25 protein-coding genes and 3 pseudogenes are annotated in these 25,269 nt (G+C 67.5%); 26 read left to right on the top strand and 2 right to left on the bottom strand.

Annotation, left to right across the window (positions count from 1 at the left end; all coding sequences use genetic code 11):
• Nucleotides 1-306, top strand: a 306-nt coding sequence (locus LY13_RS24660; RefSeq protein WP_253830959.1) for a transposase family protein, incomplete at its 5' end; no start/stop codon positions are given.
• 12 nt (nt 307-318) lie between these two features.
• Here the strand turns inward: LY13_RS24660 and LY13_RS24655 are convergent.
• Nucleotides 319-558: a hypothetical protein gene (locus LY13_RS24655; RefSeq protein ID WP_253830958.1), complete on the bottom strand. Its 240-nt coding sequence runs from the start codon at nt 556-558 to the stop codon at nt 319-321.
• Between the two features lie 41 nt (nt 559-599).
• Complete coding sequence (locus LY13_RS24650; protein ID WP_253830957.1) at nt 600-920, bottom strand: transposase; 321 nt, start codon at nt 918-920, stop codon at nt 600-602.
• Here LY13_RS24650 and LY13_RS24645 point away from each other — a divergent pair.
• The 25 genes and pseudogenes from LY13_RS24645 to LY13_RS24530 all read left to right on the top strand — a co-directional run.
• The gene (locus LY13_RS24645) at nt 863-1,459 is read left to right on the top strand and encodes an SDR family oxidoreductase (RefSeq protein ID WP_301299605.1); all 597 of its coding nucleotides are present in this window, start codon (nt 863-865) and stop codon (nt 1,457-1,459) included. The genes LY13_RS24650 and LY13_RS24645 overlap by 58 nt on opposite strands.
• Nucleotides 1,460-1,725: 266 nt before the next feature.
• Nucleotides 1,726-1,944: a hypothetical protein gene (locus LY13_RS24640; protein WP_253830955.1), complete on the top strand. Its 219-nt coding sequence runs from the start codon at nt 1,726-1,728 to the stop codon at nt 1,942-1,944.
• A 215-nt stretch (nt 1,945-2,159) separates the two neighbouring features.
• Nucleotides 2,160-2,873, top strand: a complete 714-nt coding sequence (locus LY13_RS24635) for a GntR family transcriptional regulator (protein WP_253830954.1) — start codon at nt 2,160-2,162, stop codon at nt 2,871-2,873.
• Nucleotides 2,874-4,186: 1,313 nt separating this feature from the next.
• Entirely contained in the window at nt 4,187-5,422 is a 1,236-nt protein-coding gene (locus tag LY13_RS24630; protein WP_253830953.1) for an acyl-CoA dehydrogenase family protein, read from the top strand.
• Nucleotides 5,423-5,455: 33 nt separating this feature from the next.
• A complete protein-coding gene (locus tag LY13_RS24625; RefSeq protein WP_253830952.1) occupies nt 5,456-6,193 on the top strand; it encodes a dienelactone hydrolase family protein in 738 nt (245 codons plus the stop codon).
• A gap of 140 nt (nt 6,194-6,333) precedes the next feature.
• Nucleotides 6,334-7,011: a GntR family transcriptional regulator gene (locus tag LY13_RS24620; protein WP_253830951.1), complete on the top strand. Its 678-nt coding sequence runs from the start codon at nt 6,334-6,336 to the stop codon at nt 7,009-7,011.
• Between the two features lie 19 nt (nt 7,012-7,030).
• The gene (locus tag LY13_RS26230) at nt 7,031-7,471 is read left to right on the top strand and encodes an LLM class flavin-dependent oxidoreductase (protein ID WP_372493894.1); all 441 of its coding nucleotides are present in this window, start codon (nt 7,031-7,033) and stop codon (nt 7,469-7,471) included.
• Nucleotides 7,353-7,910: pseudogene (locus LY13_RS24615) on the top strand (LLM class flavin-dependent oxidoreductase); the annotation flags it as partial. The gene LY13_RS26230 and the pseudogene LY13_RS24615, both read left to right, overlap by 119 nt.
• Before the next feature lie 38 nt (nt 7,911-7,948).
• The gene (locus tag LY13_RS24610) at nt 7,949-8,473 is read left to right on the top strand and encodes a flavin reductase family protein (RefSeq protein WP_253830950.1); all 525 of its coding nucleotides are present in this window, start codon (nt 7,949-7,951) and stop codon (nt 8,471-8,473) included.
• A complete protein-coding gene (locus LY13_RS24605; RefSeq protein WP_253830949.1) occupies nt 8,470-9,849 on the top strand; it encodes a bifunctional 3,4-dihydroxy-2-butanone-4-phosphate synthase/GTP cyclohydrolase II in 1,380 nt (459 codons plus the stop codon). Before LY13_RS24610 ends, LY13_RS24605 begins: the two co-directional genes overlap by 4 nt.
• Nucleotides 9,803-10,534, top strand: a complete 732-nt coding sequence (locus tag LY13_RS24600) for a fumarylacetoacetate hydrolase family protein (RefSeq protein WP_253830948.1) — start codon at nt 9,803-9,805, stop codon at nt 10,532-10,534. Before LY13_RS24605 ends, LY13_RS24600 begins: the two co-directional genes overlap by 47 nt.
• A gap of 25 nt (nt 10,535-10,559) precedes the next feature.
• Nucleotides 10,560-11,339: an SDR family oxidoreductase gene (locus LY13_RS24595; RefSeq protein ID WP_253830947.1), complete on the top strand. Its 780-nt coding sequence runs from the start codon at nt 10,560-10,562 to the stop codon at nt 11,337-11,339.
• A gap of 1 nt (nt 11,340) precedes the next feature.
• Nucleotides 11,341-12,462: a DUF3500 domain-containing protein gene (locus LY13_RS24590; RefSeq protein WP_253830946.1), complete on the top strand. Its 1,122-nt coding sequence runs from the start codon at nt 11,341-11,343 to the stop codon at nt 12,460-12,462.
• Between the two features lie 15 nt (nt 12,463-12,477).
• Nucleotides 12,478-14,787, top strand: coding sequence for a CaiB/BaiF CoA transferase family protein (locus tag LY13_RS24585; protein ID WP_253830945.1), 2,310 nt, complete (start codon nt 12,478-12,480; stop codon nt 14,785-14,787).
• Nucleotides 14,788-14,820: 33 nt separating this feature from the next.
• On the top strand, nt 14,821-15,870 hold the full coding sequence (locus LY13_RS24580; RefSeq protein ID WP_253830944.1) for an LLM class flavin-dependent oxidoreductase: 1,050 nt from the start codon (nt 14,821-14,823) through the stop codon (nt 15,868-15,870).
• 75 nt (nt 15,871-15,945) lie between these two features.
• Entirely contained in the window at nt 15,946-17,202 is a 1,257-nt protein-coding gene (locus tag LY13_RS24575) for an FAD-dependent monooxygenase (protein WP_253830943.1), read from the top strand.
• Nucleotides 17,195-17,911, top strand: coding sequence for a TetR/AcrR family transcriptional regulator (locus LY13_RS24570; protein WP_253830942.1), 717 nt, complete (start codon nt 17,195-17,197; stop codon nt 17,909-17,911). The genes LY13_RS24575 and LY13_RS24570 overlap by 8 nt, the downstream gene beginning before the upstream one ends.
• Complete coding sequence (locus LY13_RS24565; RefSeq protein ID WP_253830941.1) at nt 17,908-18,297, top strand: PGPGW domain-containing protein; 390 nt, start codon at nt 17,908-17,910, stop codon at nt 18,295-18,297. Before LY13_RS24570 ends, LY13_RS24565 begins: the two co-directional genes overlap by 4 nt.
• A 205-nt stretch (nt 18,298-18,502) precedes the next feature.
• The gene (locus tag LY13_RS24560; protein ID WP_253830940.1) at nt 18,503-19,582 is read left to right on the top strand and encodes an LLM class flavin-dependent oxidoreductase; all 1,080 of its coding nucleotides are present in this window, start codon (nt 18,503-18,505) and stop codon (nt 19,580-19,582) included.
• Between the two features lie 41 nt (nt 19,583-19,623).
• Nucleotides 19,624-20,463 (top strand): cupin domain-containing protein, encoded by an 840-nt coding sequence (locus tag LY13_RS24555; protein WP_253830960.1) that lies wholly within the window; start codon nt 19,624-19,626, stop codon nt 20,461-20,463.
• On the top strand, nt 20,460-21,674 hold the full coding sequence (locus LY13_RS24550; protein ID WP_253830939.1) for a DUF3500 domain-containing protein: 1,215 nt from the start codon (nt 20,460-20,462) through the stop codon (nt 21,672-21,674). The genes LY13_RS24555 and LY13_RS24550 overlap by 4 nt, the downstream gene beginning before the upstream one ends.
• Nucleotides 21,675-21,703: 29 nt before the next feature.
• On the top strand, nt 21,704-23,281 hold the full coding sequence (locus LY13_RS24545; RefSeq protein ID WP_308216396.1) for a long-chain fatty acid--CoA ligase: 1,578 nt from the start codon (nt 21,704-21,706) through the stop codon (nt 23,279-23,281).
• Between the two features lie 57 nt (nt 23,282-23,338).
• Nucleotides 23,339-23,892: pseudogene (locus LY13_RS24540) on the top strand (acyl-CoA dehydrogenase family protein); the annotation flags it as partial.
• Between the two features lie 104 nt (nt 23,893-23,996).
• Nucleotides 23,997-24,942: pseudogene (locus tag LY13_RS24535) on the top strand (IS481 family transposase); the annotation flags it as partial.
• Between the two features lie 53 nt (nt 24,943-24,995).
• Nucleotides 24,996-25,269 (top strand): transposase (locus LY13_RS24530; protein ID WP_253830936.1); only part of this gene is annotated, 274 nt, incomplete at its 3' end.

Raw genomic sequence — 25,269 nt, 5'->3', positions numbered from 1 at the left:
GCGCTGGGCGCGCTGTACGCCGCCGCCTCACAGGGGCTGCCGACCCTGGCCGACGGCGGCTACGAAGGCACCGGAATCGGAGTGCACACCCCGATCAAACACCCACCCGGCAACCAGGTCCTCGATGCCGACAACCGCACCTACAACGCCCTGCTACGCAGGCTGCGCTGCCTCGGCGAACGCGGATTCGCCCTGCTCACCGGCCGCTGGCGCACCTTACAACGGATCACCGCCAGCCCCAGCAAGATCGGCAGCATCATCCAAGCCGCACTCGCCCTCACTCACCTCGAACACCGGCCGACCTGAAACTCGCTGAGATCAACTCACTTTCCGCGCGCCATATACGCCGTAATTGTCGATAAACACGCGCCGAACCACACGGCGCAGGAACTCATCACGCAATGCCCGCCGCGACGGCTCACGTTTCTTCGTCGCCCAATATGTTCTCGGAGCGATCTGCACACCTGCCTCATTGAGCACCGCGCAGATCGGCTCGACTCCGAGTTTCTTTCCTGCCACCACACGCCCGCGGTGGTTATCGATGTACTCGATAACCACCGCGAGCGGAACCTCCCGCAGCTCAGCGGGGGCACCAGGGGCTATGTGGTCTTGCGGTCGAGCTCCGCGGCGGCGAAAAACGCCGACGCCGTCTTTAAGATCTCATTCGCTCGCCGCAGTTCACGATTCTCCCGTTCCAGCTCCGCGATCCGCCCAGCGTCGTCGCTGCTACGGCCGGGCGCGACACCGGCGTCGACCTCGGCGCGCTTGACCCACGTCCGCAACGCCTCAGGATGAACGTCCAACTGGCCCGCAACCCGGCGGACCGCCGCCATCCGCTGCCCGTCGGCCGCGATCGCATCCAATGCCATCCGCGTCGCCCGCTCCCTCAGCTCATCGCTGTACTTCTTCGGTGCCGCCATGCCCTGCATCCTCCTGGAATCAGAGCCCGCACAGAACCCGGGGCGCAACAGTCGGACTGACCCCCATTCCCGGTAATCCGATGTATGCCGCCGCCAAGGCCGGGGTCGCCACACTGACCATCGCGTGCGCCATCGAACTCGCCGAACTTGGCGTCAGGGTGAACGCGGTGGCCCCGGTCGCTCGATCGCGGATCAGCGAGGCCGTGGCCGGGGACCTCATGAAGTCGGTCGAGCGGGGCTTCGACCGCATGGATCCCGCGAACGTCGCGGCCGTGGTCGCTTTCCTGGCGTCACCGCTGTGCCGCTTCACGGGCCGGATCTTCGGGGGCGCCGGGGACGATGTCACGGTTTTCGATGGATGGACGGTCAGTCACCACCTCGACAATGCCGAGCAGCGGTGGACGGTGAAGGGCTTGGCGGACGCGCTCGCGGACGTTCCGTTGCAGCAGCGCGTGATCGAGCAGGCGATGAAAGGGATGGAACCCAAGTTGGCGCCGTCGGACGGTGTGCTGGACACGCTCGAGAAGGAAAGCATGTAACGCTCAGCACGAGCGGGCGTGTGACGGTGGCGCGCCGCAGTACTCCCGCCGGCCAGAGATAAGGCACTGACTCCGGGCTAACCGGGTAAGTTGATCCTCCCGCAGCTTAGTCTGGGCGACTCGGCGGGAGCGATGCGCGAATCCTGATGAACAGGCCGAACAACGCGGTCGAGCGAGCTGTGAACCGTGCGGTCGGGTTTCCACCCTCCGGGCCGAAAAGAGCCATGGTACGTCGGCTCACCTCCGGTCTCGGTGCCCTTCCCGGCTTGCACCCCCATGTGCGGAGCGCCTGCTTCGCCGAATCCGGCTACGCGCTGTTCGACCTGCTCGCGGTGGCCACCGCGAACGCCCGGTTGGCGGAGGCCTACCGCGGCCTCGCCGGGGAGATGCCCCGGATCTGGTCCATGGTCCTCGCCAACGAGGCAGGACCCGCGTTGGCAAGCGCAGCAGGCTCGAAACTGGCGCCCCGCGCTCGACGGCGATGACAGGGCCACAGGGCCGCCGCCCTCGCCTGGAGCTTCATCGAGGCCACCCATCGCCATGCCTGCCGGCTGACGCGGACCATCGCGACCGCTACTCTGCGCAACGAACGGCACGCGACGTCGGCTGGATGACGCAATACGCGGTTACTCCGGCTAGCACGGTATTCTGAGCGCGGGCCTGGCACATCACCGCACCAACCGTGGGAAAGCGAGCAGCCGTGACACTCCCCTCGACCGAACCCCGGTCCCTCGGCGACGCCGCGTACCAGCAGCTGCGGGCGGACATCGTGTCCTGCCGGCTGGCACCAGGACAGCGTCTGACCGAACGCGCGCTGGCCGAGACCACAGAATTCGGCATCTCCCCGATCCGGGACGCCCTCACCCGGCTCAACCACGACGGCCTGGTCCGCACCCTGCCACGCAAGGGTTACCAGGTGACACCGCTTACCTTGAAGTCGGTCGACGACCTGTTCACGCTGTGGCAGATCGTCGCACCCGAGATCGCCCGGCTGGGCATCCGCGATGCGACCGCCGAGCAGCACCAGCGGCTGATGGATGCTTTCGGCCGCATGGCGGAGCTGACCGCACAAGCAGGATCCCGCGAGCCCGAGACCCAGCTGAACCTGATCGAGATCGCCGACATCGCGTTTGGCACCCTCGCCGCGGCGACGCAGAACGACTACCTCCTTTCGATCTTCCGGCGCCTGCAGAGCGACATGGCCCGGATCTGGGTGCTCCTCACCCAGGCCGACATCCGGATGCCTGACCTCGGCGTCGACCAGCGATGGACCCAGGCCATCGAACGCCGCGACGGCGACGCCGCCGCGGAGACCGTGCGCGCCGCGCTAGCCGAAGCGCACGGTAACGCGCTGCGCATCTTCAGCCGGTGGCCCTCGGTCGCCGCCAGCGAGATCACCCCGCTACCCCTCTGACCAAGTCTCTCCGCACGACGGCAACCAGTGTGAACATCTCAGGCGCTTGCTTTCGCACCCGCGCCTCGACGCGAATCCACACGGCAAGTGCCCGGGTCGCCGTCTGCCCTTTTCGGGCACCTGCCGAATCCGCGCACGCCGCGACCAATTCCGCGCGCTTGCCCGTCGACCGGGGTCGCCGAAAGCGCCGAGTGCTGCCTCCGCGGCGCGGACCGACAACGGCGCGTTCGTCACAGAGACCAGAGCCCGGCGACGGTCTCAAGTTCGACCGGTGACGGCCAGTTGACCAGCCCGAATTCAAGCGCGTCCACGTCGGTCACGGCGCGGCTGTGAACAGATGAACCACGACCCACCGCTGCTCGCGGTGCTCGCCTTGCGGAACCACCCGAGCAGATCAGCACTTACGTCACACCGATGATCTAGAGAAGATTCTTCGGCACGATGTGCCTGTCCGAGCCATAGGCAGGATCATCGCTGTCCGATGTGGAAACCAGGTCCATCCCGGACGGCGACGACCGGTACCGGATCTTCGGGCGCAAGATGTGAATTTTGGTCGGCGACCACGAGCTGAGCAAGAACATCGTGCACCTCTTGCTGGCCAGAGTGCAGGGCGCGCCCCGGCGTGAAGGGCCTGTCCCTGTTCCTCATCCCGAAGTACCAGGTGCGCGACAGGGCACCCTCTGCGACCGCAACGACGTCGCGTTCGCCAGCCTGAACCACAAGAGGGGCTACCGCACCAACTCGATGCTGAACTCGATGATATATCACTTCAGCTCTGTGAAACACCTTTCCGTCCGACGTGCCCCGTCGCAGTAGGCCGACGGGGTCGGGCCGAATCTGCCGGTGATGGTCACCTCCGGAGACCGGTCACCACATCGCTCCTCAACGTTGCGGAGGATCCATGCGCCCGCGTCTCGCCGTCCCGCCCCTCATCGCGGAGGCGGCGCATGACCGCCGTCCTCCAGCTGGCTGTGCTGGGCACGGTCACCGGTCGCTTACGCCCGCTCGGCGCACTCGTGCACCGCAGCTCCGGGGCCTGCTGGGAACCGTGCAGGAGCACCATGAAACCCCGCCTCCCCTGTTGTTCCGTCGAGGTGCCCACACCACGCAAGCCTGACGCACGTAGTGCCGTCACCAGGAGACACAGGCGTAAGCAGGGATCTGCCGTCGCGAGAATCGTGTGCAAATTCGATGCTGTGATATTGGTTGACCATCCCACTGAAATGTCATAAAGTCCTCATTAAAGCTGGCCCTCAATTTCGGCCAACCTCAGCCCCGTCTGCACAGTCGCAGTCGTCACGATCGAGGTTTCCATGACTACTTCTCAGCAGCTGCCCGAACAGTCCACGGCTGCCGGCACCCCGTTCAGCGTGGACCCGGCCTCGGCGGCCAACCGAGATCGGCTGCTCGCCGCGGTCGAGGAGATCGCCACTGAGGCCGAGGCCGAGGCCGAGGCCTGCGAGGCGGACGGCAAACTGACCGACCGCGCGCTGGACCTGTTGCGCAGCACCGGCATCGGCTGGGGCCTGGTCAGCGCCGAGCTGGGCGGTCTGGACATGTACCCCGGCGATGTCTTCCCGGTCCTGGAGCGCATCGCCCGCATCGACGGCTCGATCGGCTGGATCGCCACCATCGTCGCAAGCTCCGGTCCCTTGCTGGCATACCTCGATCCCGCTGTGGCGAAGTCGCTGCTGGCGGACGGGTTGCCGATCTTCGCCGCCTCCGGTGCACCCAGCGGCCGGGCGGTTGCGGTCAAGGGCGGTTACCGCTTCTCAGGTTCCTACTCCTACTCCAGCGGTGGATTGCACGCCGACTGGGTGTTTTGCGGAGGCGTGATCTACGACGGGGACGAGCCCGTGTCCGACCCGTCGCTGAGCTTCCTCGTCCCTTCATCCGCGGCGAAACACAGCGGCAACTGGGACACTCTCGGTCTGCGCGGCACCGGCAGTGTGGACTTCACCGTCACCGACGAGTTCGTGCCCACCGAACGGGTGATCAACATGTTCGGGCAACCGGCCAGCGGCGGCGCCGCCGCGGGCGGCGGCGCGTTCCTGCTCATCCACCTGATGCACCTCGGCTTCGCGGCGGGTATCACCCGCAGGCTGCTCGATGAACTGGCTCGTCACGCGCAGCGCCCCTCCACCCGTCCGGGCGCCACGTCACTGGCGGACAACCCAGCCTTCCGCACCGAGTACGCCGAGCACGAGCTGGCGGCGCGTTCCGCCCGGGCGCTGATCACCGAAACGCTCGCCGGGATCGACGTCACGCTAGCTCGCGGTGATCGTCCCAGTCGCCGTCAGATCAGCCTTCTCTACGGCGCCAACGTCCACATCCACGACACTGCCCGCAAGATCGCGTCCTGGGTCTTCACCAAGGGCGGTGGCACCGCGCTGCGGGCCGGCACCCTCCAGCGCCTGGTCCGCGACGCCTACTCCGGCGGCCAGCACTTCCTCGTCGACCACAGCCACCTGACCGACATCGGTCACGAGCTACTGGGGGCGCCGCCCGAGATGCAGTGGGCCGGCCCCTTCTTCGCCGCACAGGGCTGAACCAGCGTCCGTCCCGCCCAACGAAGGAGCGAGATGATTATCGAATCCACGCAGCACGGCGGTGTCCCGCTGCGTATCGCCCGTCCGGCACAACCGCGGTCCACCGGAGTCGTCGTGCTCCACCAGGCGAACGGCTACGCACCGCAGACCGAGAGCTGGTTGACCCGGCTCGCCGAGCGGGGCCACCTCGCGGTGGCTCCCCTGCTCCTGCAGCGTCGCGGAGTCGAGAGCGTCGACCCGACGGAGCGGTTCGGCGACGATCTGAACGCCTTCGCGCGGTTCCTGCCGGGTGACGCCGACGTGCTGGAGGACATCACCACCGCACTGGACTACCTGACCACGGAGGACCTTGACGCCAGGCACACCGGAGTCCTCGGTTTTTCCTACGGGGGCCGCGCCGCCTACCTGATCGCCACGAAACGCGCCCTCGGTGGTGCCGTCACCTTCTACGGCAACGGAATCCATCGCGAAAGCTTCCTCGGCAACGAACACATCCCCGCTCTCACCAGCCGGGTAAAGTCCCTACAGACCCCGTGGCTCGGCCTCTACGGCGATCAGGACTTCCTGCTCGCCGAGGGAGAACTCGACGAGTGGCAGACCGAACTGACCGGCGCCCCTGTCAACACGGAACTGGTCCGCTACCCCGACGCGGGCCACGCCTTCGACGTCGACCAGGCCTTTAGCCCCGACATGCCCTCGCCCTACATCGCCAAGGCAGCCGAGGACGCCAGCGAACGCACCCTGCGCTTCTTCGACTCCACACTCCGCTGACAGCCTAGAAACCGATCGATGATGATCACGGACCTCCACATCCTGCGGCACCAGCTCCCGCACCTGGGCCTCGGCATCCCACCCGGAAGTGGTTCGAGGTCGCTGCGATCGGTTCCGAGCCGGTGCGGAGCTGATCACCTATGAACGGCCGGACCTCATTGAACGAGACGGCCTACCGGCACGTCCGCGGCGAAATCATCGCCTGCCGTATGCCCCCGGGGAAGCGGCTGACGGAGAAACGGCTCGCGGCGGACACCGGTTTCGGCATCTCGCCGGTGCGGGACGCCCTGACGCGACTCGACCAGGAAGGGCTGGTCTGCAACCTGCCCCGCAAGGGGTACCAGGTCACACCACTGACCCTCAAGACCGTCGACGACCTGTTCGTGATGTGGCTCATCGTTGGCCCGGAAATGGTCCGCCTGGGAGTCTCGCGGGCCAGTCAGAAAGACATCGCCCGCGCTCGTGCCGGGTTCGATGGGCTCGCCGCCACGGCCGGCGGGCTGGAGATCATCGACTGTGCCGAACAGGCGTTCCGGACACTCGCCCATGCCGCGGACAACGAGTACCTGACCAGCCTCTTCGACCGGATATCCGGCGACATGGCACGGGTGTGGGCGCTTCTGCTGAGCGCCGACCCGGCCGCGTCGACAATTGTGGCAGCCCAGTCCGGGATCGGCCGGATCCTGGACGAACGCGACGCCGACCAGGCTGCCGACAACGCCCGCGCCTACATCACCGAGTCCCATGAGCGCGTGCTGCGCACCATCATGCGTTGGCCGTCGGTGATGAGCACCGAACTCGTCACTCAGCCGTACTGACCGTCCAGAAGGGACCACGATGCCACAGCTGGGGTGCGACCTACCGTACTTCCGCGAAGCCGCCGAGACCCGGGACTTCGCCCAGGCCGCTGAGGAGCTCGGTTACGACGTGCTCAACTTCTCAGAGCACGTCGCGGCCACCACGGACAGTCCGTTCCCCCCGGGATTCACCTTCGGAGACCCCTGGCACGAGTCCATGACGCTGGCCGCCTTCCTGGCCGGAGTGACCAGACGTATCGAGATCAGCACCTCGATGTACCTGCTGCCACTGCGCCCCACAGTGCTCGCCGCCAAACAGGCGGCCGAAGTGGACCTACTCACCCGGGGGAAGACTCCGGCTCGGCGCGGCCGTCGGCTGGAACGAGCGCGAAGTCCAGACCCTCGGGCAGGATCCACGCACTCGGGGCACGCGGTTCGAGGAACAGATCGAGGTGCTCCGTCTACTGTGGACCCAGGATGAGGTGACCTACCGCGGGGCCTTCCACGAGCTCACGGGGGTCGGCATCCATCCCCGCCCCGAGCGCCGCATCCCGGTGTGGATCGGGGCCGGGAACTTCGCCAGCGGCGGCATCCCGAGCGACCGGCTGCTACGCCGCATCGCACGGACCGCCGACGGCTACAAGATGTTCGCCCCGCTCGGCCTCAACGAGAACGGAGCGGTGGAGGTGGTCGACCGGCTACGCGCCTTCGCCGAAGCGGAGGGCCGCGACCCCGGCGACCTCGGAATCGAAGCCCGGCTGCTGGCCCAGGCGCTGCCCGAGGACGACTGGCACGACTTCGTCGAACGGTGGGCCGACCGCGGCATCACACACATCGGGCTGGGCAACCGCATCGTCGGTGGCTCGGTAGCCGACCAGGTGAAGCTCATCGAACACGTCACCCACATCGTCCGCGGCTGAGCGAAGAAAAACGCACGTTCGACATTCAGGAGGTGTCCATGGACAACGAAGTCGGCAAGCTCAGCGTCCCGGCCCAGCAGGATCTGCAGACCGCCTTCCGCGACGTCATGGCGGCGGTCTGCACCCCCGTCTCGGTGGTCACCGCGATGGCCGGCGACCACCCGCACGGAACGACGGTGAGCGCGTTCGCTTCCCTGTCGATGAATCCGCCGATGGTTCTCGTGTCGTTGGATCGCGCATCGAACCTACTGGCCATCGCCCGTGACACCCGGCTCTTCGGACTCAATGTCCTCAGCAGCGACCAGTCCGCCCTCGCCGCGAACTTCACCCGCAAGGGCGAGTCCAAGTTCGCCGGCATCGAATGGGAGACCGTGGCCGGGGTTCCGCAGCTGCCCGGCGTGTGCGGTTTCGTCGCATGCGAGGTCACCGAGCTCGTCAACGGCGGCGACCACGTCGTCCTCCTGGGCCACGTACAGGCCGCCGAACCCGCCGGAGGCAGACCACTGACCTATCACGCCCGGGTGTTCGGCACGCACTCCGCGCTCCAGGAAGCTTCAACATGACACGCATCCTTCCGGCCGAAGTTGTCGGCACCGCAGTGGCTGCACTCGCCGCCGGCGAGATGATCGTCGTGACCGACGACGCCGATCGCGAGAACGAGGGCGATCTGGTCGTCGCCGCCGAGTTCGTCACCGACAACCAGATGGCTTTCCTGGTGCGTCACACCACCGGAATCGTCTGCAGCCCGATGCCCGGCGAGCACGTCAACGACCTGCGCCTGCCACCGATGGTCGCCGACAACGCCGACGCCCACGGCACCGCGTTCACCGTGTCCGTCGACCTGGTCGGCACCGGCACGGGCGTCTCCGCGGAAGCCCGCACGGCGACCGCGCGGGCTCTGGCTGATTCCACTCTGCGGCCGGAACAGCTCCGGCGTCCGGGCCACGTCTTCCCGCTGCGGGCTCGCGACGGCGGCGTCCTCGTCCGGGCCGGGCACACCGAGGCCGCGGTCGACCTGCTGTCCCTCGCGGGACTGTCCGGGGTAGGCGTGATCAGCGAACTGGTCGCCGAGGACGGTTCCATGCGGCGCGGCGCGGACCTGATGGCCTTCGCGGCCGAGCACGGCCTGCCGATCCTGGCGATCGCCGACCTTGTCCGCCACCGGCGGGCGACCGAACAGCTGGTGGAGCCGGTGGCCACCTCGACCATGCCGACCGAGTTCGGCGACTTCCGGGCCGTGGCCTACCGCAACACGCTCGACGGCACCGAGCACCTGGCCCTCGTCCTCGGTGACGTCGTCGCCGCCGGTGCGAGCCCGCGGGGCGCGCTCGTGCGGGTGCACAGCGAATGCCTCACCGGCGACGTCCTCGGTTCGCTGCGTTGCGACTGCGGAGCCCAGCTGGAAGCGGCGCTGAAGGCGATCGCCGCCGAAGGGTGCGGCGCGGTGGTGTACCTGCGGGGACACGAGGGCCGCGGCATCGGTCTCGGTCACAAGATCCGGGCCTACGCGTTGCAGGACCAGGGACTGGACACCGTGGACGCCAACACCGCACAAGACCTGCCCGTCGACTCGCGCAGCTACGGCATCGGCGCCCAGATCCTCGCCGACCTCGGCATCCGCCGCGTCCGGCTGATCACCAACAACCCCGCCAAGTACGGCGGTCTCGAAGGGCACGGGCTGGAACTCGTCGACCGCGTGGCCCTGCCGACCGTGCCCAACCCGCACAACGTGCGCTACCTGCAGACCAAACGAGACCGGCTCGACCACGCACTGAGCTTTCAGACCTCGGCACAAGGAGAAGACGATGCGACTGGCGACTGTCCGCCTGAGCACCCGGACCGCGGCGGTCCGGATCGACGGCGACTCGGCCGTCGAAGTGGGCGTCAGCAACGTGGGCGACCTGCTCAAGGACCCGGGCTGGCGACAGGTCGCGGCTGACGCCGACGGACGCCGTCATGACACCCACGGCCTCGACTACGCGTCACTGACCCCCCAGCCCCCGAAGATCATTTGTGTCGGGCTGAACTACCGAACCCACATCCTCGAGTCGGGTTCGCCCATCCCGAAGCACCCGACGCTGTTCGCGAAGTTCGCGCCGGCGCTGGTCGGTGCCTTCGATGACATCGAGCTGTCCGTCGCGGCCTCACAGTGGGACTGGGAGGCCGAACTCGGCCTGGTGATCGGATCAGTGGCACACCGCCTCGACGAGACCGAGGCAGCCTCGGCGATTGCCGGGTACACGGTCGTCAACGACATCACCGCACGAGACTGGCAAATGCGGACCAGGGAATGGCTGCAGGGCAAAACCTTCGCCCGCACCACACCGATCGGACCGCACTTGGTAACCGTGGACGAAGCAGGTACCACGCACGGGATCCGCTGCTCGGTCAACGGAGAACTGATGCAAAAGGCCGATACCGGCGACCTCGTCTTCGGCCCTGCCGCGCTCGTGTCCTACATCTCCACGATTCTGCCGCTCCAACCCGGAGACGTCATCGCGACCGGCACGCCGGGCGGGGTCGGCCTCTCCCAGACACCGCCACGGTTCCTCTCCGACGGCGACGAAGTCATCACCTGGATCGAGGGTGTCGGCGAGTGTCGCAACACCTGCCGAACTCCCTGAACCGCTCAACAGCAAGGAGAGCAACGTGGACCTCGGTATCGCAGGCAAGTGGGCGATCGTCTGCGCCTCGAGCCAAGGGCTCGGCCGCGCATGCGCCGCGGCTTTGGCCGCCGAAGGCGCCAACGTCGTGATCAACGGCCGGGACCCGGAGAATCTAGAGAAGGCGGCCAACGAGCTGCGTGGTACGCACTCGGTCGAGGTGGTGCGCGTCGCGGCCGACATCACCACGGCCGAAGGGCGGGCGGCACTGCTGGCTACCTGTCCCAGCGCGGACATCCTGATCACCAACAACGCTGGCCCCAAGCCGGGCGTATTTGCCGACACGACCGAAGAGGACTTCGCCCGGGCTATGGAACTGCACTTCCACACGCCCCTGGCTCTGGTACGAGCGGTCGTGGACGGAATGCGAGAGCGCAGGTTCGGCCGCATCGTCAACATCACCTCCGCAATGGTTACGACACCGAACCCGTTCATGGCCGCCTCCTCCGGCGCGCGCACCGGTCTGACGGCCGTGATGAAGGGTTTGCAGCGACATGCGGTGCGAGACAACGTGACCATCAACCAGCTACTGCCCGAACGGATCGACTCCGGACGTCAACTGCAGATGGCCCAGATCGAAGCCGAACGCGACGGGATCTCCTTCGACGAGGCCCGCCGCCGCCAGGCCGCCTCCATCGCCGCCGGCCGGCTCGGACGGCCCGAGGAGTTCGGCGCCGCCTGCGCCTTCCTGTGCAGCACGCAGGCCGGCTACATCTCCGGCGACAATCTCCACCTTGACGGCGGCAGCTACACAGGACTGGTGTGACATGACTACCACGCTTCCCAACTGCTACGAAGCTCCCGACACGATCCGGCGGATGCTCGTCACGACATGGGCACTGTTCAACAGTATGGACAGCACCCAGCGCGCCGAGTGCTCCTTCCCGATGGACGATCCGGGCCGCGTCGACTGGGACTTCATCCCCAAACCCGACCGCCAGGGCATCCCACTGTGGCGCCTGTCCAGTCACCAACGCACCCTCGTGCACAGTCTCCTCGCCGCCGGCCTGAGCGAACAGGGTTACACTCAGGCGCTGCAGATCATGGCGATGGAGAACATACTGCGAGAGCACGAAACCGAGATGCTCGGCATCGTCACCGGCGATTTCCGCAGCAGCGACCAGTACTTCCTCTCCTTCTACGGCCGCCCCGGCTTCGAGGACACCTGGGGCTGGCGCTTCCTCGGCCACCACGTGTCGCTGAGCTACACCATCGTCGAGCAGCGCTGGCTGACTGTCACGCCGTGCAACCTGGGCGCACAGCCCGCCCGCGCCGGGGTCCTCGCGCCCCTGGCGTCCGAAGAGGACCAGGCCTTCGCACTGCTGCGGTCGATGACCGCGGTGCAGCGCGACGAGGCGGTTATCCACACGGTCGCCCCCGCCGACTACACCACCCGCCAGGTGCCCTCCATCGGTAAGGTCGAATACCCGGACTTCGTGGACCTGGGCATCCCCTGGTACCAGATCACCGAGGAAGACCGCGAAGCCCTGAAGTTCAGCAAGGACGAACCCCGGGGCGTGTGCGGCTCGAACCTGTCCACCGAGCAGGGCGACGCGCTGATCGCCCTGCTCGGCAGCTACCTCGGGCGGGCGCCGGACGAGCTGGCACGCAAGCAGCTGGCGCGGGTAGAACACGAAGGCCTGGACAACCTCTGGTTCTGCTGGGCCGGCGGTCAGGAGCAGGGCACCCCGCACTACTACCGCATCCAGGGCAGTCACCTGCTCATCGAGTTCGACAACGCCATCGACAACGGCAACCACATCCACTCCGTCTGGCGCGACTACCGCAACGACCTCGGCCACGACCTGCTGGCCGACCACTACGAACGCGAGCGGACCACAGGGCACCACCTCGTGACGCGCCTGCGTTCGACGGTTCCCGACGAGTGACGGAAGGCCACGGACATGAGTGACACAACCGCGAATCGACCACTCGATGGGGTGCGGGTGGTGGACTTCGGCCAGTACCTCGCCGGGCCGTTACTGGCGGCCTTCCTCGCCGACGCCGGGGCCGACGTCGTGCGCGTGGACCCTCCCACGGGACCGCGGTGGCAGCACCCCGCCGATGCGATGTTGCAGCGCGGCAAGCGCAGCATCGCCCTCGACCTGCACGACGGGGACGACCGGAACGTCGCGCGGCGGCTCGTGGAGCGCGCCGAAATCGTCGTCGAGAACTTCCGCCCCGGGGTCATGGACCGTCTCGGTCTCGACCCGGAGTCCGCGCTGGCGGCGAATCCCCGCCTGCTGTACTGCTCGCTGCCCGGTTTCGGCGCCGACGATCCGCGGGCCGCGGTACCCGGCTGGGAAGGCGTGGTCAGCGCGGCGGCCGGGTTGTACCTCTACCCCGGCTGCACGCCCATGGACTACGTCGGTGACCGGTCCGGTGAACCGATCTACAGCGCGATTCCGGCCGCTTCGTCCTATGCGGTGTTCGTGGCCGCGCATTCGGTCGCGGCCGCCCTCGTCGCCCGTGAACGCACCGGCGCGGGTCAGCGGATCGAGGTCTCGCTGTTCGACGCGTGCTTCGAGCTGATCGGTGCCAGTGTGATGAAAACCGACCGGCCGCCTGCGGCGCCGGCCGGGCCGCGGATCACCGCGGGCCTTCCCCAGCTGGGGCACTACCGGTGCGCCGACGGACGCTGGCTCGAGCTGTGCCTGTTCCAGGACAAGCACCTGCGGTGGTTCGCCGAAACCTTCCTGCCGCCGGAGTTCATCGAGGACGACATGGGCGACGCCGAACACATGCTCACCGAACCGGCTTTGCAGGAACGCGCCCGCAAGCGTTACGCCGAACTGCTCGCCACCCGCCCGGCCCGCGACTGGGAGATCGCGATCAACGAGCAGAGCGGTGCGTCCGCCGCGGTGTGCCAGACCAGCGAAGAGTGGCTCACGCTCGACTCCCACGCCCGCGACTCCGGTGCTGTGATCGAGCTGCACGACCCCGAGTACGGCACCACCTACCAAGCCGAGTTCCCCATCCGGATGTCATCGACCCCGCCCGCCGTGAACTTCCCGCGCCGCCCGCTTGACGCCGACCGCGCGGAGATCCTGGCCGAACTGGCGCGACCGGTTCCTGTCGCCCGGACGGCGGCCGAGGAAACCATCAGCGCACCTCTGGACGGGATCCGGGTTCTCGATGTTTCCCAGGTCCTCGCCGGCCCCACAATCGGCCGCATTCTCGCCGAATACGGCGCCGAGGTCATCAAGATCCACAGCTTCCTCGACCGGCAACTCGGCATGCACCTCTACACCAACAGCGGCAAGCGTTCGATCATGCTCGACCTCAAGGCACCCGACGGCATGGCGGTCTTCGAGCGGATCAGCGACGGCATCGACGTCTTCACCCAGAATTTCACCCGCGGCGTCGCCGATCGTATGGGCATCGGCGACACGGCTTTGCGGGAACGCAACCCGGGCCTGATCTATGTTTCGATCAGCGCGTTCGGGCACGAGGGGTACCGCGGCGGCTGGCGCGGGCGGGAACAGCTCGGCCAGGGACCGACCGGCATGCAGATCCGGCTGGGCGGTGACGGCGAACCGTCGATGGCGCCCTACCCCTGCAACGACTACGGGTCAGGAAACCTCGCCGCGTTCGCCACCCTGCTGGCCCTCTATCACCGGCTGCGCGGCGGAGCGGGGCAGCACGTGCAGTCGTCGCTGACGCACAGCAGCACGTTCCTGCAGATCCCCTACATGGTGGCCCACCCCGGCCGGGTCTGGGACGAACCACGCGGGCAGTCGACCAAGGGCCCGGGGACCTTCGCGCGGCTCTACCCCGCCGCCGACCGGTGGTTCTACCTGTGTTCCCCGGATGGACTGGACGGGGTACCGGAGCTGGCCGGGCTCGCCGAGGAGCGTCTGGCCGAGGTCTTCCGCACCCGGCCAGCGCAGGAGTGGGTGGACCGGCTGGTCGCGGCCGGCGCGGGCGCGCACATCCTCATCGACCAGCCCGACCTGATGGACGCCCCCGTCGTCCAGGACCGGGGGCTGGCACTAGAGCGGGATCACCCGGGCTTCGGCCGGGCACGGATGGCCGGCCCGTCATTCCGGCTGTCCCGCACGCCACCCCGGGCACCCCGCCCGGTGGGGCCGCCCGGGGCGGACACCCCCGCAGTTCTGGCGGACTTCGGATTCGACAGCGACGACCTCATCGCCCGCGACATCGCTCGCGACGGCCTGCCGGAGGGCACCACCTTCGTCGGAATGTTCCGTTGACCGACTACAACGACGTGAAAGGGCTTTACACTGATGCGCTTCTCGATCATCTCCGGTCCACGGCAGCGAGCCGACCTCGGCCAATCGGCGGCTGAGGCATGGTGGAACTACGTCAACGACGCGGTCCTGGCCGACGAATTGGGCTACGACGCCGTCTACTTCGGTGAGCACCACTTCTGCTTCGCCTCGGGCAACTCCTCGCCGCTGACCATGGCGGCCGCGGTGGCCGCGCGCACGAACCGCATCCGCATCGGCACGTCGATCATCTGTGCCCCCTTCCACAACCCGCTCCGCCTCGCCGAGGACATCGCCGCGGTCGACATCGCCTCGAACGGGCGGTTCGACCTCGGCATCGGTGTCGGCTCGCAATGGGAAGAGTTCCACACCTTCGGCATCGACCCGAAGGAGCGGTTCGGGCGAACCTGGGAGGTCATCGACATCCTCGAGAAGTGCCTCCACGGTGACGAGGAGGAGTTCGACCACAAGGGACGGTTCTTCGAGTTTCCCGGTGTCCGCTGGATCATGCAGCCCGTTCAGGACCGCATTCCGATCCTCTGGGGCGGGTTCGGGCCGAAGGGTGTCCAGCGGGCGGCCGAGCGCGGCTACCACCTCATCGCGCCCGACGTCACCGGCACCTACGAGCGGGTGATGCGGGAAAACGGGCGCCGCCCCGAGGATCACCTGATCGGGTTCGTGAACCACGTGAGCATCGCCGACACGTGGGAAGAGGCATTCCAGGCCATCGCCGAGCCGTGTCAGTGGGTGAGTAGCACCTATGCCTTGCGCAAGGACCTGGACGGCAACGTGCCACCGGAGTCGGCCGTGCTGTCCTTGGAGGACATTCGGCGCGGGGCCGAGACCGGCGAGGACGTCGGGTTCGCGGTGCCCGGCCCTGGGACGGTGGAGCAGACCATCGAGAGGTTCCTGCCCGTCGTCGGGGGTGAGCGCGGTCTGATCACGAACCTCTGCCTGGAGGTGCGTCCTCCTGGCACCCGGACCGAGGACGCGCACCGCACGTTGCGGCTGTTCGCCGAGCAGGTCATGCCCGTACTCAAAGAAGAAGCCGTCCGTCACGGCCGATGACCAAACAGGCCGGGTGTAATGTGACCTATGCCTCATACTGACCAAATGAACGATACGGTCAGTATGATTGAGCGCATGAGGGAGAACAACACGGGCCGCGTGCTCATTGTCGGAATGGGAATCAGCGGGATCGCCACGGCTGCACGCCTGCACCGGGCCGGCTGGACGCCGGTGATCATCGAACGAGCACCGCAACGGCGTTCCGGGGGATACTTCGTCGCACTGTTCGGCGCGGGACAGACGGCTGCGCGACGACTGGGTGTCCTGGACGCGATGCACGACCGCAGCGCGACGACTCCGAACCTCGACATCGACCGCAACGGACGCGCACGTCCGGGTATGGCGTTCGGCGACATGCCCGGCAAACCGTGGATGATGCTGCGCGGCGACGCGGAGAAGGCCGCGTTCTCGGCGCTACCCGAGGGCGTAGAGATCCGGTACTCGACGGTGCCGACCGCGATCGAGCAGGACCCCGACGGGGTCGACGTGACGCTACGGGACACCGCGTCGGGCACGTCCACGACCGAACGGTTCAATCTGGTCGTGGGCGCGGACGGGCTCCGCTCCACGGTGCGATCGCTGGTCTTCGGCCCGCACCAGGACTACCTACGTCGGCTCAACTACATGATCGCCGCGTTCGAGTACCCCGGAACTCCGAAAGGCCTGGCCCCGTACCAGGGCGCCACTCTGTTGGAACCGGACCGCTCGATGTGGGTCTTCGCCTTCTCCGACCACAACCCCACCATCCTGCTGACCTACCGCACCGACGACGTCGATGCCGAGTTCACACAGCCCCCCACGGAGCGCATCCGGGCAGCATTCGGACCCCAGCCACTCGGCGACACACTCGGCGATGTCATCGACGCCGTGGATTCCACTGATGAGGTGCTGTTCGACTCGGCCGAGCAAGTGCACCTGGACACCTGGCACCGTGGACGGGTCGTACTCGTCGGCGACTCCGCGTGGTGCGTCACGCTCTACGCCGGCATGGGTGTCTCCGCCGGGTTCACCGGCGCCGACCTGCTGGGAGCCATGCTGGAACGACACCCGAGCGACATCGAAACGGCCTTGAGCGAGTGGGAGAAGGCACTGCGTCCCTACATCGACCACTACCAGGAGACCGCGTTCGACCAGCGCAAAATCTTCGTCATGGACAACCGGCCACAGATCATGCTCCGGCGCGCAATGCCAAAACTGACCAAGTTCAAGCTCGGCACCCGTCTCATGGAGCGGATGATGCGGATGGATGACATCGCCGAGTTCAAGAACGCCGATATCGTCGGCAAGGCCCTCGGCCAGCACGCACCACCGGAGAGGACACACAGTGCCTGATCTACCCGAGCACAGCTCACCCAAGGCGGCACGCATCCTCACTGCCGCGGGAGAGCTGCTGATCAACCGCGGCAGCAAGGGGGTGACCATTGCCGAGGTGGCGCAGAAGGCCCACATCGGCAAGGGAACGGTCTATCTGTACTGGAAGACCAAAGAGGACCTGCTGCTCGGTTTGGTGTGCCGCGATTTTCTCGCCCTCGCCAACGAAGTGATTGCCGAGGTCACCGCCGACCCGGACCTGGCCCGGCCTTCCAGGCTCTGTCCGCGCATGTTGCGCCACGCCGCCGAACATCCCTTCGTCACCGCTCTGCAGCGTAACGACGACTACCTGCTCGGCGTCCTCGCCGACGACCCCCGCTCCGAGCGCCTGCTCGACACTCTGGGACCGGACGCGCTGATGGACAACGTACTGCCCATTTGGCGAACCCACGGCCTAGCCCGTACCGACTGGCCCCTGGCCGACCAGGCCCTGGCCCTGCACGCCCTGACCACCGGGTTCGCGGCGGAAGCCGCACACGGGGATCGACCACAGGTGGACGATCCCGAACGAGTGCTTGCCGCCGCCGTCACCGCGCTGCTCGGCCCCGAACAGGCAAGCGCGGAGCAGGTCGCGTCGGCGGCGGCCGCGGGTATCCGGCAGCTCACCGAAGGACGCGCCACCGCGCTCAACCTCATCAGCCCGTCCGCCGTGGCGGTCAGTACGCCGTGAAGCGCGGAATCGCCGCCGCGATCGGCGCCGCGCTCCTCGCCATCGGCGTGCTCCTGCTGGTCCTGCCCGGTCCGGGACTGCTGCTGGTGCTCGCCGGGCTGATCATCCTGGCCTCGGAATTCCCCGCACTGGAGCGCTTCGTCGATCCCGTCCGCACACGCGCACTGCGGGCGGCCGAGGAAAGCGTGTCCTCTCCGTGGCGCATCGCCGGCTCGGTCATGGCTGGCCTTCTGCTGATCGCGGGCGGCATCGCGTGGGGCGTCGTGCGGTCGTTACCGCTCGCCGGATGGAGCACCGGGACCAGTCTGATCCTGTCCGGGCTCGTCCTCCTCGGCCTTCTCGTCTGGAGCTACCGCCGGGTCCGGGCACGGCACGCGCAGCAGTAGTGCCGGCGTGCGCGGCGGGACCACGCCGCGCACGCCGGTAGCCGACATCGTGACGCACGCACGAATCGCCCCGCAGTGAGCGAGCACTGCGGGCGGCCGCCGCTGATCGCAATAGAATGAGGACTTCTGAAACATCACTTGTGTCTTGTGATGTTTGACCTTACCTTGGCAGATATAGCCTCTGTCAGTGCCGGAGAGGAGTCCCGTGAAGGTCTCGTTCACCTGCATGAACAACTACTACTCCCCGGAAGCACTCCAGCTGGCCTTCACCACGACGCCCCGCAAGCTGTGGGATTCCGCGGCCGGCAAACGGTCGGGGGCTCAGACACTGGAACAGGCCGCACTGGCGGATGCACTGGGTTTCGACTTCGTCAGCGTCTCCGAGCACCACTACCAGGCCGCGATCTGCAACCCGAATGCCGCGGTCCTCGCCGGCGCACTGACGGGCGTCGTCCGACGCGGCGGGCTGGCGCTGCTCGGGCCGCTGGTGTCCTTGAACAACCCGGTTCGGGTGGCCGAGGAAATCGCCATGCTCGACCAGCTCTCCGGCGGCCGGCTGATCGCGCTGCTGCGTGGCACTCCCAACGAGTTCGCCTTCTTCAACGTACCTGCCGATCAGACCCGGGCTCACACCGAGGAGGCGATGCTGCTTATCCGCAAGGCATTGACCGAACCGGAACCCTCCGTCTGGAAGAGCGAGCACTACGACTTCCCGGTGGTCTCCGTCTGGCCCGGCGCGACGCAGATTCCCCATCCCCCGCTGTTCGACTCGGCCAACAGCGACGAGTCGATAGCCTTCATCGCCGAGCACCGGTTCGGCGCCGCCATGTCCTACTTCGGTCCGCGGGCCGTCGCCGCGAACATGTGCAAGTACCACGAACGCTGCCGCGAACACGGCTGGGAGCCCACCACGGACCAGAAACTGTTCCGCGCCTTCTGTGTGATCGGTGCAAGTACCGACCACGCACAGGATCTCGAGGGCCGGTTCACGGGCGCGGTGCCCCCACCCGCCGCCGGGACGCCCGGCCCTGCCCTCGGCTCCAGCACCGACAGCACGAACGTGCAGGACCTGGAGGGGTTCGGCTTCGGCTTCCTCCAGTTCACCGGCGACCCCGAAGGCCTGGTGGAACAGTTCCGCGTATTCCACGAGCTGACCGGCGTCGGGATCCTCGACCTGAGCTTCAACTTCGGCCACTACACCCATGAGGAGACGCTGGACCAGTTGCGCCTGTTCGGTGAGAAGTTCCTCCCCCGGCTCCGGAAGATCGCCCCCGTCGCCGCTTGACCCATCCACGATCAGTCCACAGGAGACACCACGTGGCTCATATGGAGTACATCCGCCCATTCGATTCCGTGCACGCGATCGACACCGGCTTCTCCGGCTACCGGGCGCAGGTTCTGTCGCACCTGGAGAGCGCGGTCATGATCGCCAGCCACATCGAGGAGGGCGGCTGCGGACCGGACCTGCACTACCACCGAAGCGATCAGCTCTACTACCTGATGCGCGGATCCATGAACATCCGCCTCGGCGACGACGTGCACGCCATCGAAGCCGGCACGCTGGTGTTCATCCCGGCCGGCTTGGCGCACTGCAACTGGAACATCGGGCCGGGCGCGGAAACCCATTTCGAGATGATCATCCCGGCGCCGAGCCCGCTCGGCGCCATCGCGATCCCGGTGGACTCACCGGACGCGGTACCCGCGGCGGATCGCACCATCCGCGGCGGCGACATCCGCCCCGTCGATCCGGCCCGCTTCGGCGAGCCGATCCCCGGGTTCACGATCCAGCCGCTGGCGGACCTCTCCACCGGTTCCGTACACACCGTCGTCAACTACGCCGAGGTCGCTCCCGGCAAGGGCGGTCCCGCCACCCACGTCCACGATTTCGACCAGTACTACCTCGTCCTCGAGGGCGAACTCACCGTCGAGGTCGCACTGCAGAAGCACGTCGTCGGGCCCGAAACGCTCGTCGTCCTCCCGGCAGGAGTCCCGCACCGGCAGTACAACGACGGCAATACCGTCGAGAAACACCTCGCCATCCTTTCCCCCGCCCCGGAGGAGGGCCGCCCGTGGGACGAGGGCGTCACGCTCACCACCACCGGTGAGAACCATTCCGGTGACCTCCATTCCGCCGCCCGTTCCCCCGAACCGGCCGGTGACCGGTGAGCAGCGGCTCCTACCGCGGCTACCGCCCTCGGCCGGCCGACCTCCCGCTCAAACGGGGCGCGGTCGATTTCACCGACGAGGCCGGTGTCGCGGCGATCAGCGCCCTGATCGGAGACGCGGCTTTGCCTCCGGTCGCGGAATCCGCCGCCGAACCGTTCGTGGGTATCACCACCGATGGGACACCCGTCCCCGGGCTTTTCGGTGTCGCCGACGAGACAGCACCGACCACGGGCGCACTCGACGCCGCCCAGGCCTACCTGTCGTCTTTGGACCGTGATCAGCGGGGCAAAGCGGTCCTACCGGTCGACGCGCCCGAGTGGCAGATGTGGATCAACGCGTTCCTCACCTTCCCGGAGCACGGCCTTCTGCTCCAGGAACTCGGCGAAGAACAACGCGACGCCGCACTGGCGATCGTGGCAGCCTCACTGAGCGCAGACGGATTCGCCCAGGCGCGGGAGGCGATGCGGCTCAACGGCGCACTCGGCGAGTTCGTCGGCGGTTACGACGACACCCTCACTGAATACTGCTACTGGTTCACCATATTCGGCCGGCCCTCCGACGACGGCCCGTGGGGTTGGCAGTTGCAGGGACACCACGTCGACCTGCACTGCTTCCTGCTCGGCTCGCAGATGATCCTCACCCCGAAGTTCCTCGGCGTCGAGTTCCACGGCGACCGGATCTTCACCCCGCAACGGGAAGCCGCCCGCGAGCTGATGGCGTCGCTGCAGCCCCGGCAGCGCGACCGGGCTCTGCTGTCCGGGTCGATGCTGGCGGACGACCTGCCACCGGAGCTGGCCGGGATGGTCGACGGCAGGCACCGCGCCGGCGCGGGCCGCGACAACCTCGTCCTGCCCTACGAGGGACTCGCCGGTGACCAGCTGGGCCCGGGCCAGCGGGAACTGCTCATGAGCCTGGCCGCCACCTTCCTGACCGACCTGCCCGACGGACCTCGCGCGCACCGGATCGCCCAGATCGAACGGCACCTCGACGAAACCCACCTCGCGTGGATCGGGACCTGGGGCGAGGCCGCACCGTTCTACTACCGCCTGCACAATCCGGTGCTGCTGGCCGAGTACGACAACCACGCCGGCATCTTCCTCGACAACGCCGAACCCGAACCGTTCCACGTGCACACTATCGTCCGCACCCCCAACGGCGGCGACTACGGCACGAGCCTACTCCGGCAGCACTACGCGGCCCACCACCACTGAGTTCACCGAGGACCACCATGCGCGGCTTGATGCAAGACCACTCGCTCACCATCGACGCGATCTTCCGGCACGTCGAGCAGCACTTCGGCGACGCGACCATCGCCACGAACGGCCCGGACGGGATCACCCGTGCCACCTACTCCGAGTGGGCCGAACGCACCCGCAGGCTCGGCGGCGTCCTGGACGCCCTCGGCATCAGCGGTGACGGGCGGGTCGGCACCTTCGGCTGGAACAGCCAGCGCCACCTGGAACTGTACTTCGCGGTCCCGTGCACCGGCCGGGTCCTGCACACGCTCAACATCCGGCTGTTTTCCGAACAGCTGACCTACATCGTCAACCACGCCAAAGACGAAGTCATCTTCACCGACCGCAGTGTCCTGGACCTGCTGTGGCCGCTGATCGACGATGTGCAGACCGTCCGGTACGTCGTGGTCATGGACGACGGCGGGAACTGCGAGATCCCCGACGACCCGCGAGTGCTCGACTACGAGGCATTGCTGGCCGGCGCCACACCGGCCGACTTCGCCGTCACGGACGAGAACTCGGCGGCGTCGATGTGTTACACCTCCGGAACCACCGGTAACCCCAAAGGTGTCGTCTACTCGCACCGCTCAACGTTCCTGCACACGATGGGCGCTCTCAGCGCGAACGCGTTCGGGCTCGGCGTCGCCGACGTCGCCCTGCCGGTCGTGCCGATGTTCCACGCCAACGCCTGGGGCGTCGCCCAAGCCGCCCCGGCCGCCGGAGCCTCGCTGGTCCTGCCGGGCCCGATGATGCAACCCGACGCCATCTCCCGCCTCATCCTCGAGGAGCGGGTCACCTTCGCCGCGGGGGTACCGACCGTCTGGCAGGGCGTGCTCCCCCACCTGACCGGGAAGTCCGTGAGTCTGCGCCAGATCCTCTCCGGCGGCTCCGCCGTTCCGCCGGCGCTGTCGCAGGCCTACCGCGAGCAGGTCGGCTTGCCGATCACCCAGGCATGGGGCATGACCGAGACCCATCCGCTCGCCTCGACCGCACTCGTACCGCCCCATCTGGACGCGGCCGAGGAGGCAGCCATGCTGGCTCGCGGCGGAACACCCCTGCTCGGCATCGAAGCCCGCATCGTCGACCCCGCGACGCTTCAACCGCAACAGTGGGACGACACGGCCACGGGCGAACTGCAGGTGCGCGGCCCGTGGTGCGCCCAGGACTACTATCACCCGGACACCGACGTGGCGCTGACGACCTCCGACGGCTGGATGTGCACCGGTGACGTCGCCGCGCTGGACGCCGGAGGTTCCATCCGCATCGCCGACCGCACCAAGGACCTCATCAAGTCCGGCGGGGAGTGGATCAGCTCCGTCGATCTCGAGAACGCCATCATGAGCCACCCGAAGGTGTCCGAGGCCGCCGTCGTCGCCGTTCCGCACCCCAGGTGGGACGAGCGCCCGCTGGCCTGCGTCGTGATAGAAGACGGTGAAAGTCTCACCGCGGAGGAGATCATCGACTTCCTGCGGCCGAAGGTCGCCAAGTGGTGGCTACCCGACGCCGTCGAATTCCTCGACGAGATACCCAAGACCAGTGTCGGCAAGTTCTCCAAAAAGGACTTGCGAGCCCGCTTCAGGTAGTGCCGAGCGCCGGAGGAGACGTCACGAGCACGCCTCCGGTTCCCCCGGAGGCGCGACGGCCACGCCGAGATCGTCTACGACGACGTGTGGGTGCCCCGGGAGGACCTCCTGGGCGAGCTGCACCAGGGGTTCGCCATCGCCCAGGCGCGCCCCGGCCCTGGCCGCATCCACCACGCCATGCCCCTCATCGGGATGGCCGAACGCGCCTACGACCTCATGTGCGAACGCGCGGCCGACCGTCACCCGTTCGGCAGGACGCTGGCCGGCCAGGGCGTGTTCCAGAACTGGGTCGCCGAGGCGCGCATCCGCATCGAACAGGTCCGGCTCCTCGTGCTCGAGACCGCCTGGCTGATGGATACCGTCGGCAACTGCGGCGCAGCGGTGGAGACTGCCCTCAAGGTCGCCGCACCCGCCATGGCAACCTGGGTGATCGACCGCGCCATCCAGGCCCACGGCGGCGCGGGGTGAGCCAGGACTTCCCGCTTGCCCAGCTCTGCGTTCATCGCCCTCGCGGTGTTCTGGAGAGTCCGCCGCCTGCCGGACCGGGAGCCGGCCGCGCGGTCCCGGTCCACACCGGAACTGGACGCGGCCGGCTGGCCCGCAACAGCTAGGTGTACCCGGCCAGGACGTTGGTAGCGGCGTGTCTGGCTGAACAGGCGAGAACCTCCGGGTGAGATGTGGCTTGTCGAAGGCCCACTCCACCCCGGAGGTTCTCGTGTTCCACGGTAGCGCCCGGCTGACCGTCCACGGTCGCCGACTGATCGTTCAACGCCACCAGGCTGGCTGGAAACAGGCCCATATCGCCGCAGCGATGGGCGTGTCCCGTAAGTGCGTGAAGACCTGGATCGACCGCTACGCCACCGAAGGCGAACCTGGCCTGGCCACCCGCTCATCACGCCCACACACCAGTCCCACCCGCACGCCCGACGACGTCGAGCAGCGGGTGCTGGACCTACGCCACCGCGAACGCCGTGGACAGGACTGGATCGGCCCCGAGTTCGGAGTCCCACCCCGCACCGTGGCGCGGATCCTGCGCCGCCACGAGGCGCCCTACCTGACCGAATGCGACCCGATCACCGGCGACGTCATCCGCGCCTCCCGCGCAACCGGCGTCCGCTACGAACGCGAACGACCAGGCGAGCTGACCCACATGGACGTCAAGAAGTTCGGCAAGATCCCCGACGGCGGTGGCTGGCGTGTCCACGGCCGCAGCGAAGGGGTCCGTGCCCGCGGTAACGGCTACGACTACGTCCACTCACTCGTCGACGACCACTCCCGCTTGGCCTACTCCGAGATCCTGCCCGACGAGAAAGGCCCGACCTGCGCCGCGTTCCTACGGCGTGCCGCCGCCTACTTCGCCGATCACGGAATCCCACATCGAGCGCGTGATCACCGATAACCACCTCAGCTACCGACGATCGCGCGACATGGCCGCCGCGCTCGCAGCACTCGGCGCAACCCACAAGTTCATTCGGCCCCACTGCCCCTGGCAGAACGGGAAAGTCGAGCGACTCAACCGCACCCTGCAAGCCGAGTGGGCCTACCGCCACGCCTTCACCAGCAACGAGGCCCGAACAGCAGCACTTGCGACCTGGATCGAGCACTACAACACTCAACGCCGCCACACCGCACTCGGAGGACAACCGCCCATCAGCCGGCTACTGAGGTGTACCAAGGATCTTGGACAGGGCCTCTCGATTGAGAGGATGTGTCTGTGCCGGAGAAGCGTCGGAAGTTCAGTCCGCAGTTCAAGGCCGAGGCGGTGCAGCTGGTCGTCACGACCGGTCGGCCGGTGGCTGAGGTGGCCCGGGAACTGCAGATCAACGAGGGGACCCTGGGTAACTGGGTCAATTCCTGGCGGCGGGACAACCCGGAACCCGAGCCCGAGATGAGTCCCGTGGAGCGTGCGCGGTTGAGCGAGTTGGAAGACGAAGTCCGGCGGCTGCGGATGGAGAATGAGTTCCTGAAAAAAGCAGCGGCCTTCTTCG

It is taken from the genome of Prauserella aidingensis (genome assembly GCF_024171865.1).
Classification (GTDB): Bacteria; Actinomycetota; Actinomycetes; order Mycobacteriales; family Pseudonocardiaceae; genus Prauserella; species Prauserella aidingensis.
The sequence above is the reverse complement of the archived record's forward strand: the minus strand, read 5'-3'. Positions and strand labels throughout refer to the sequence as shown.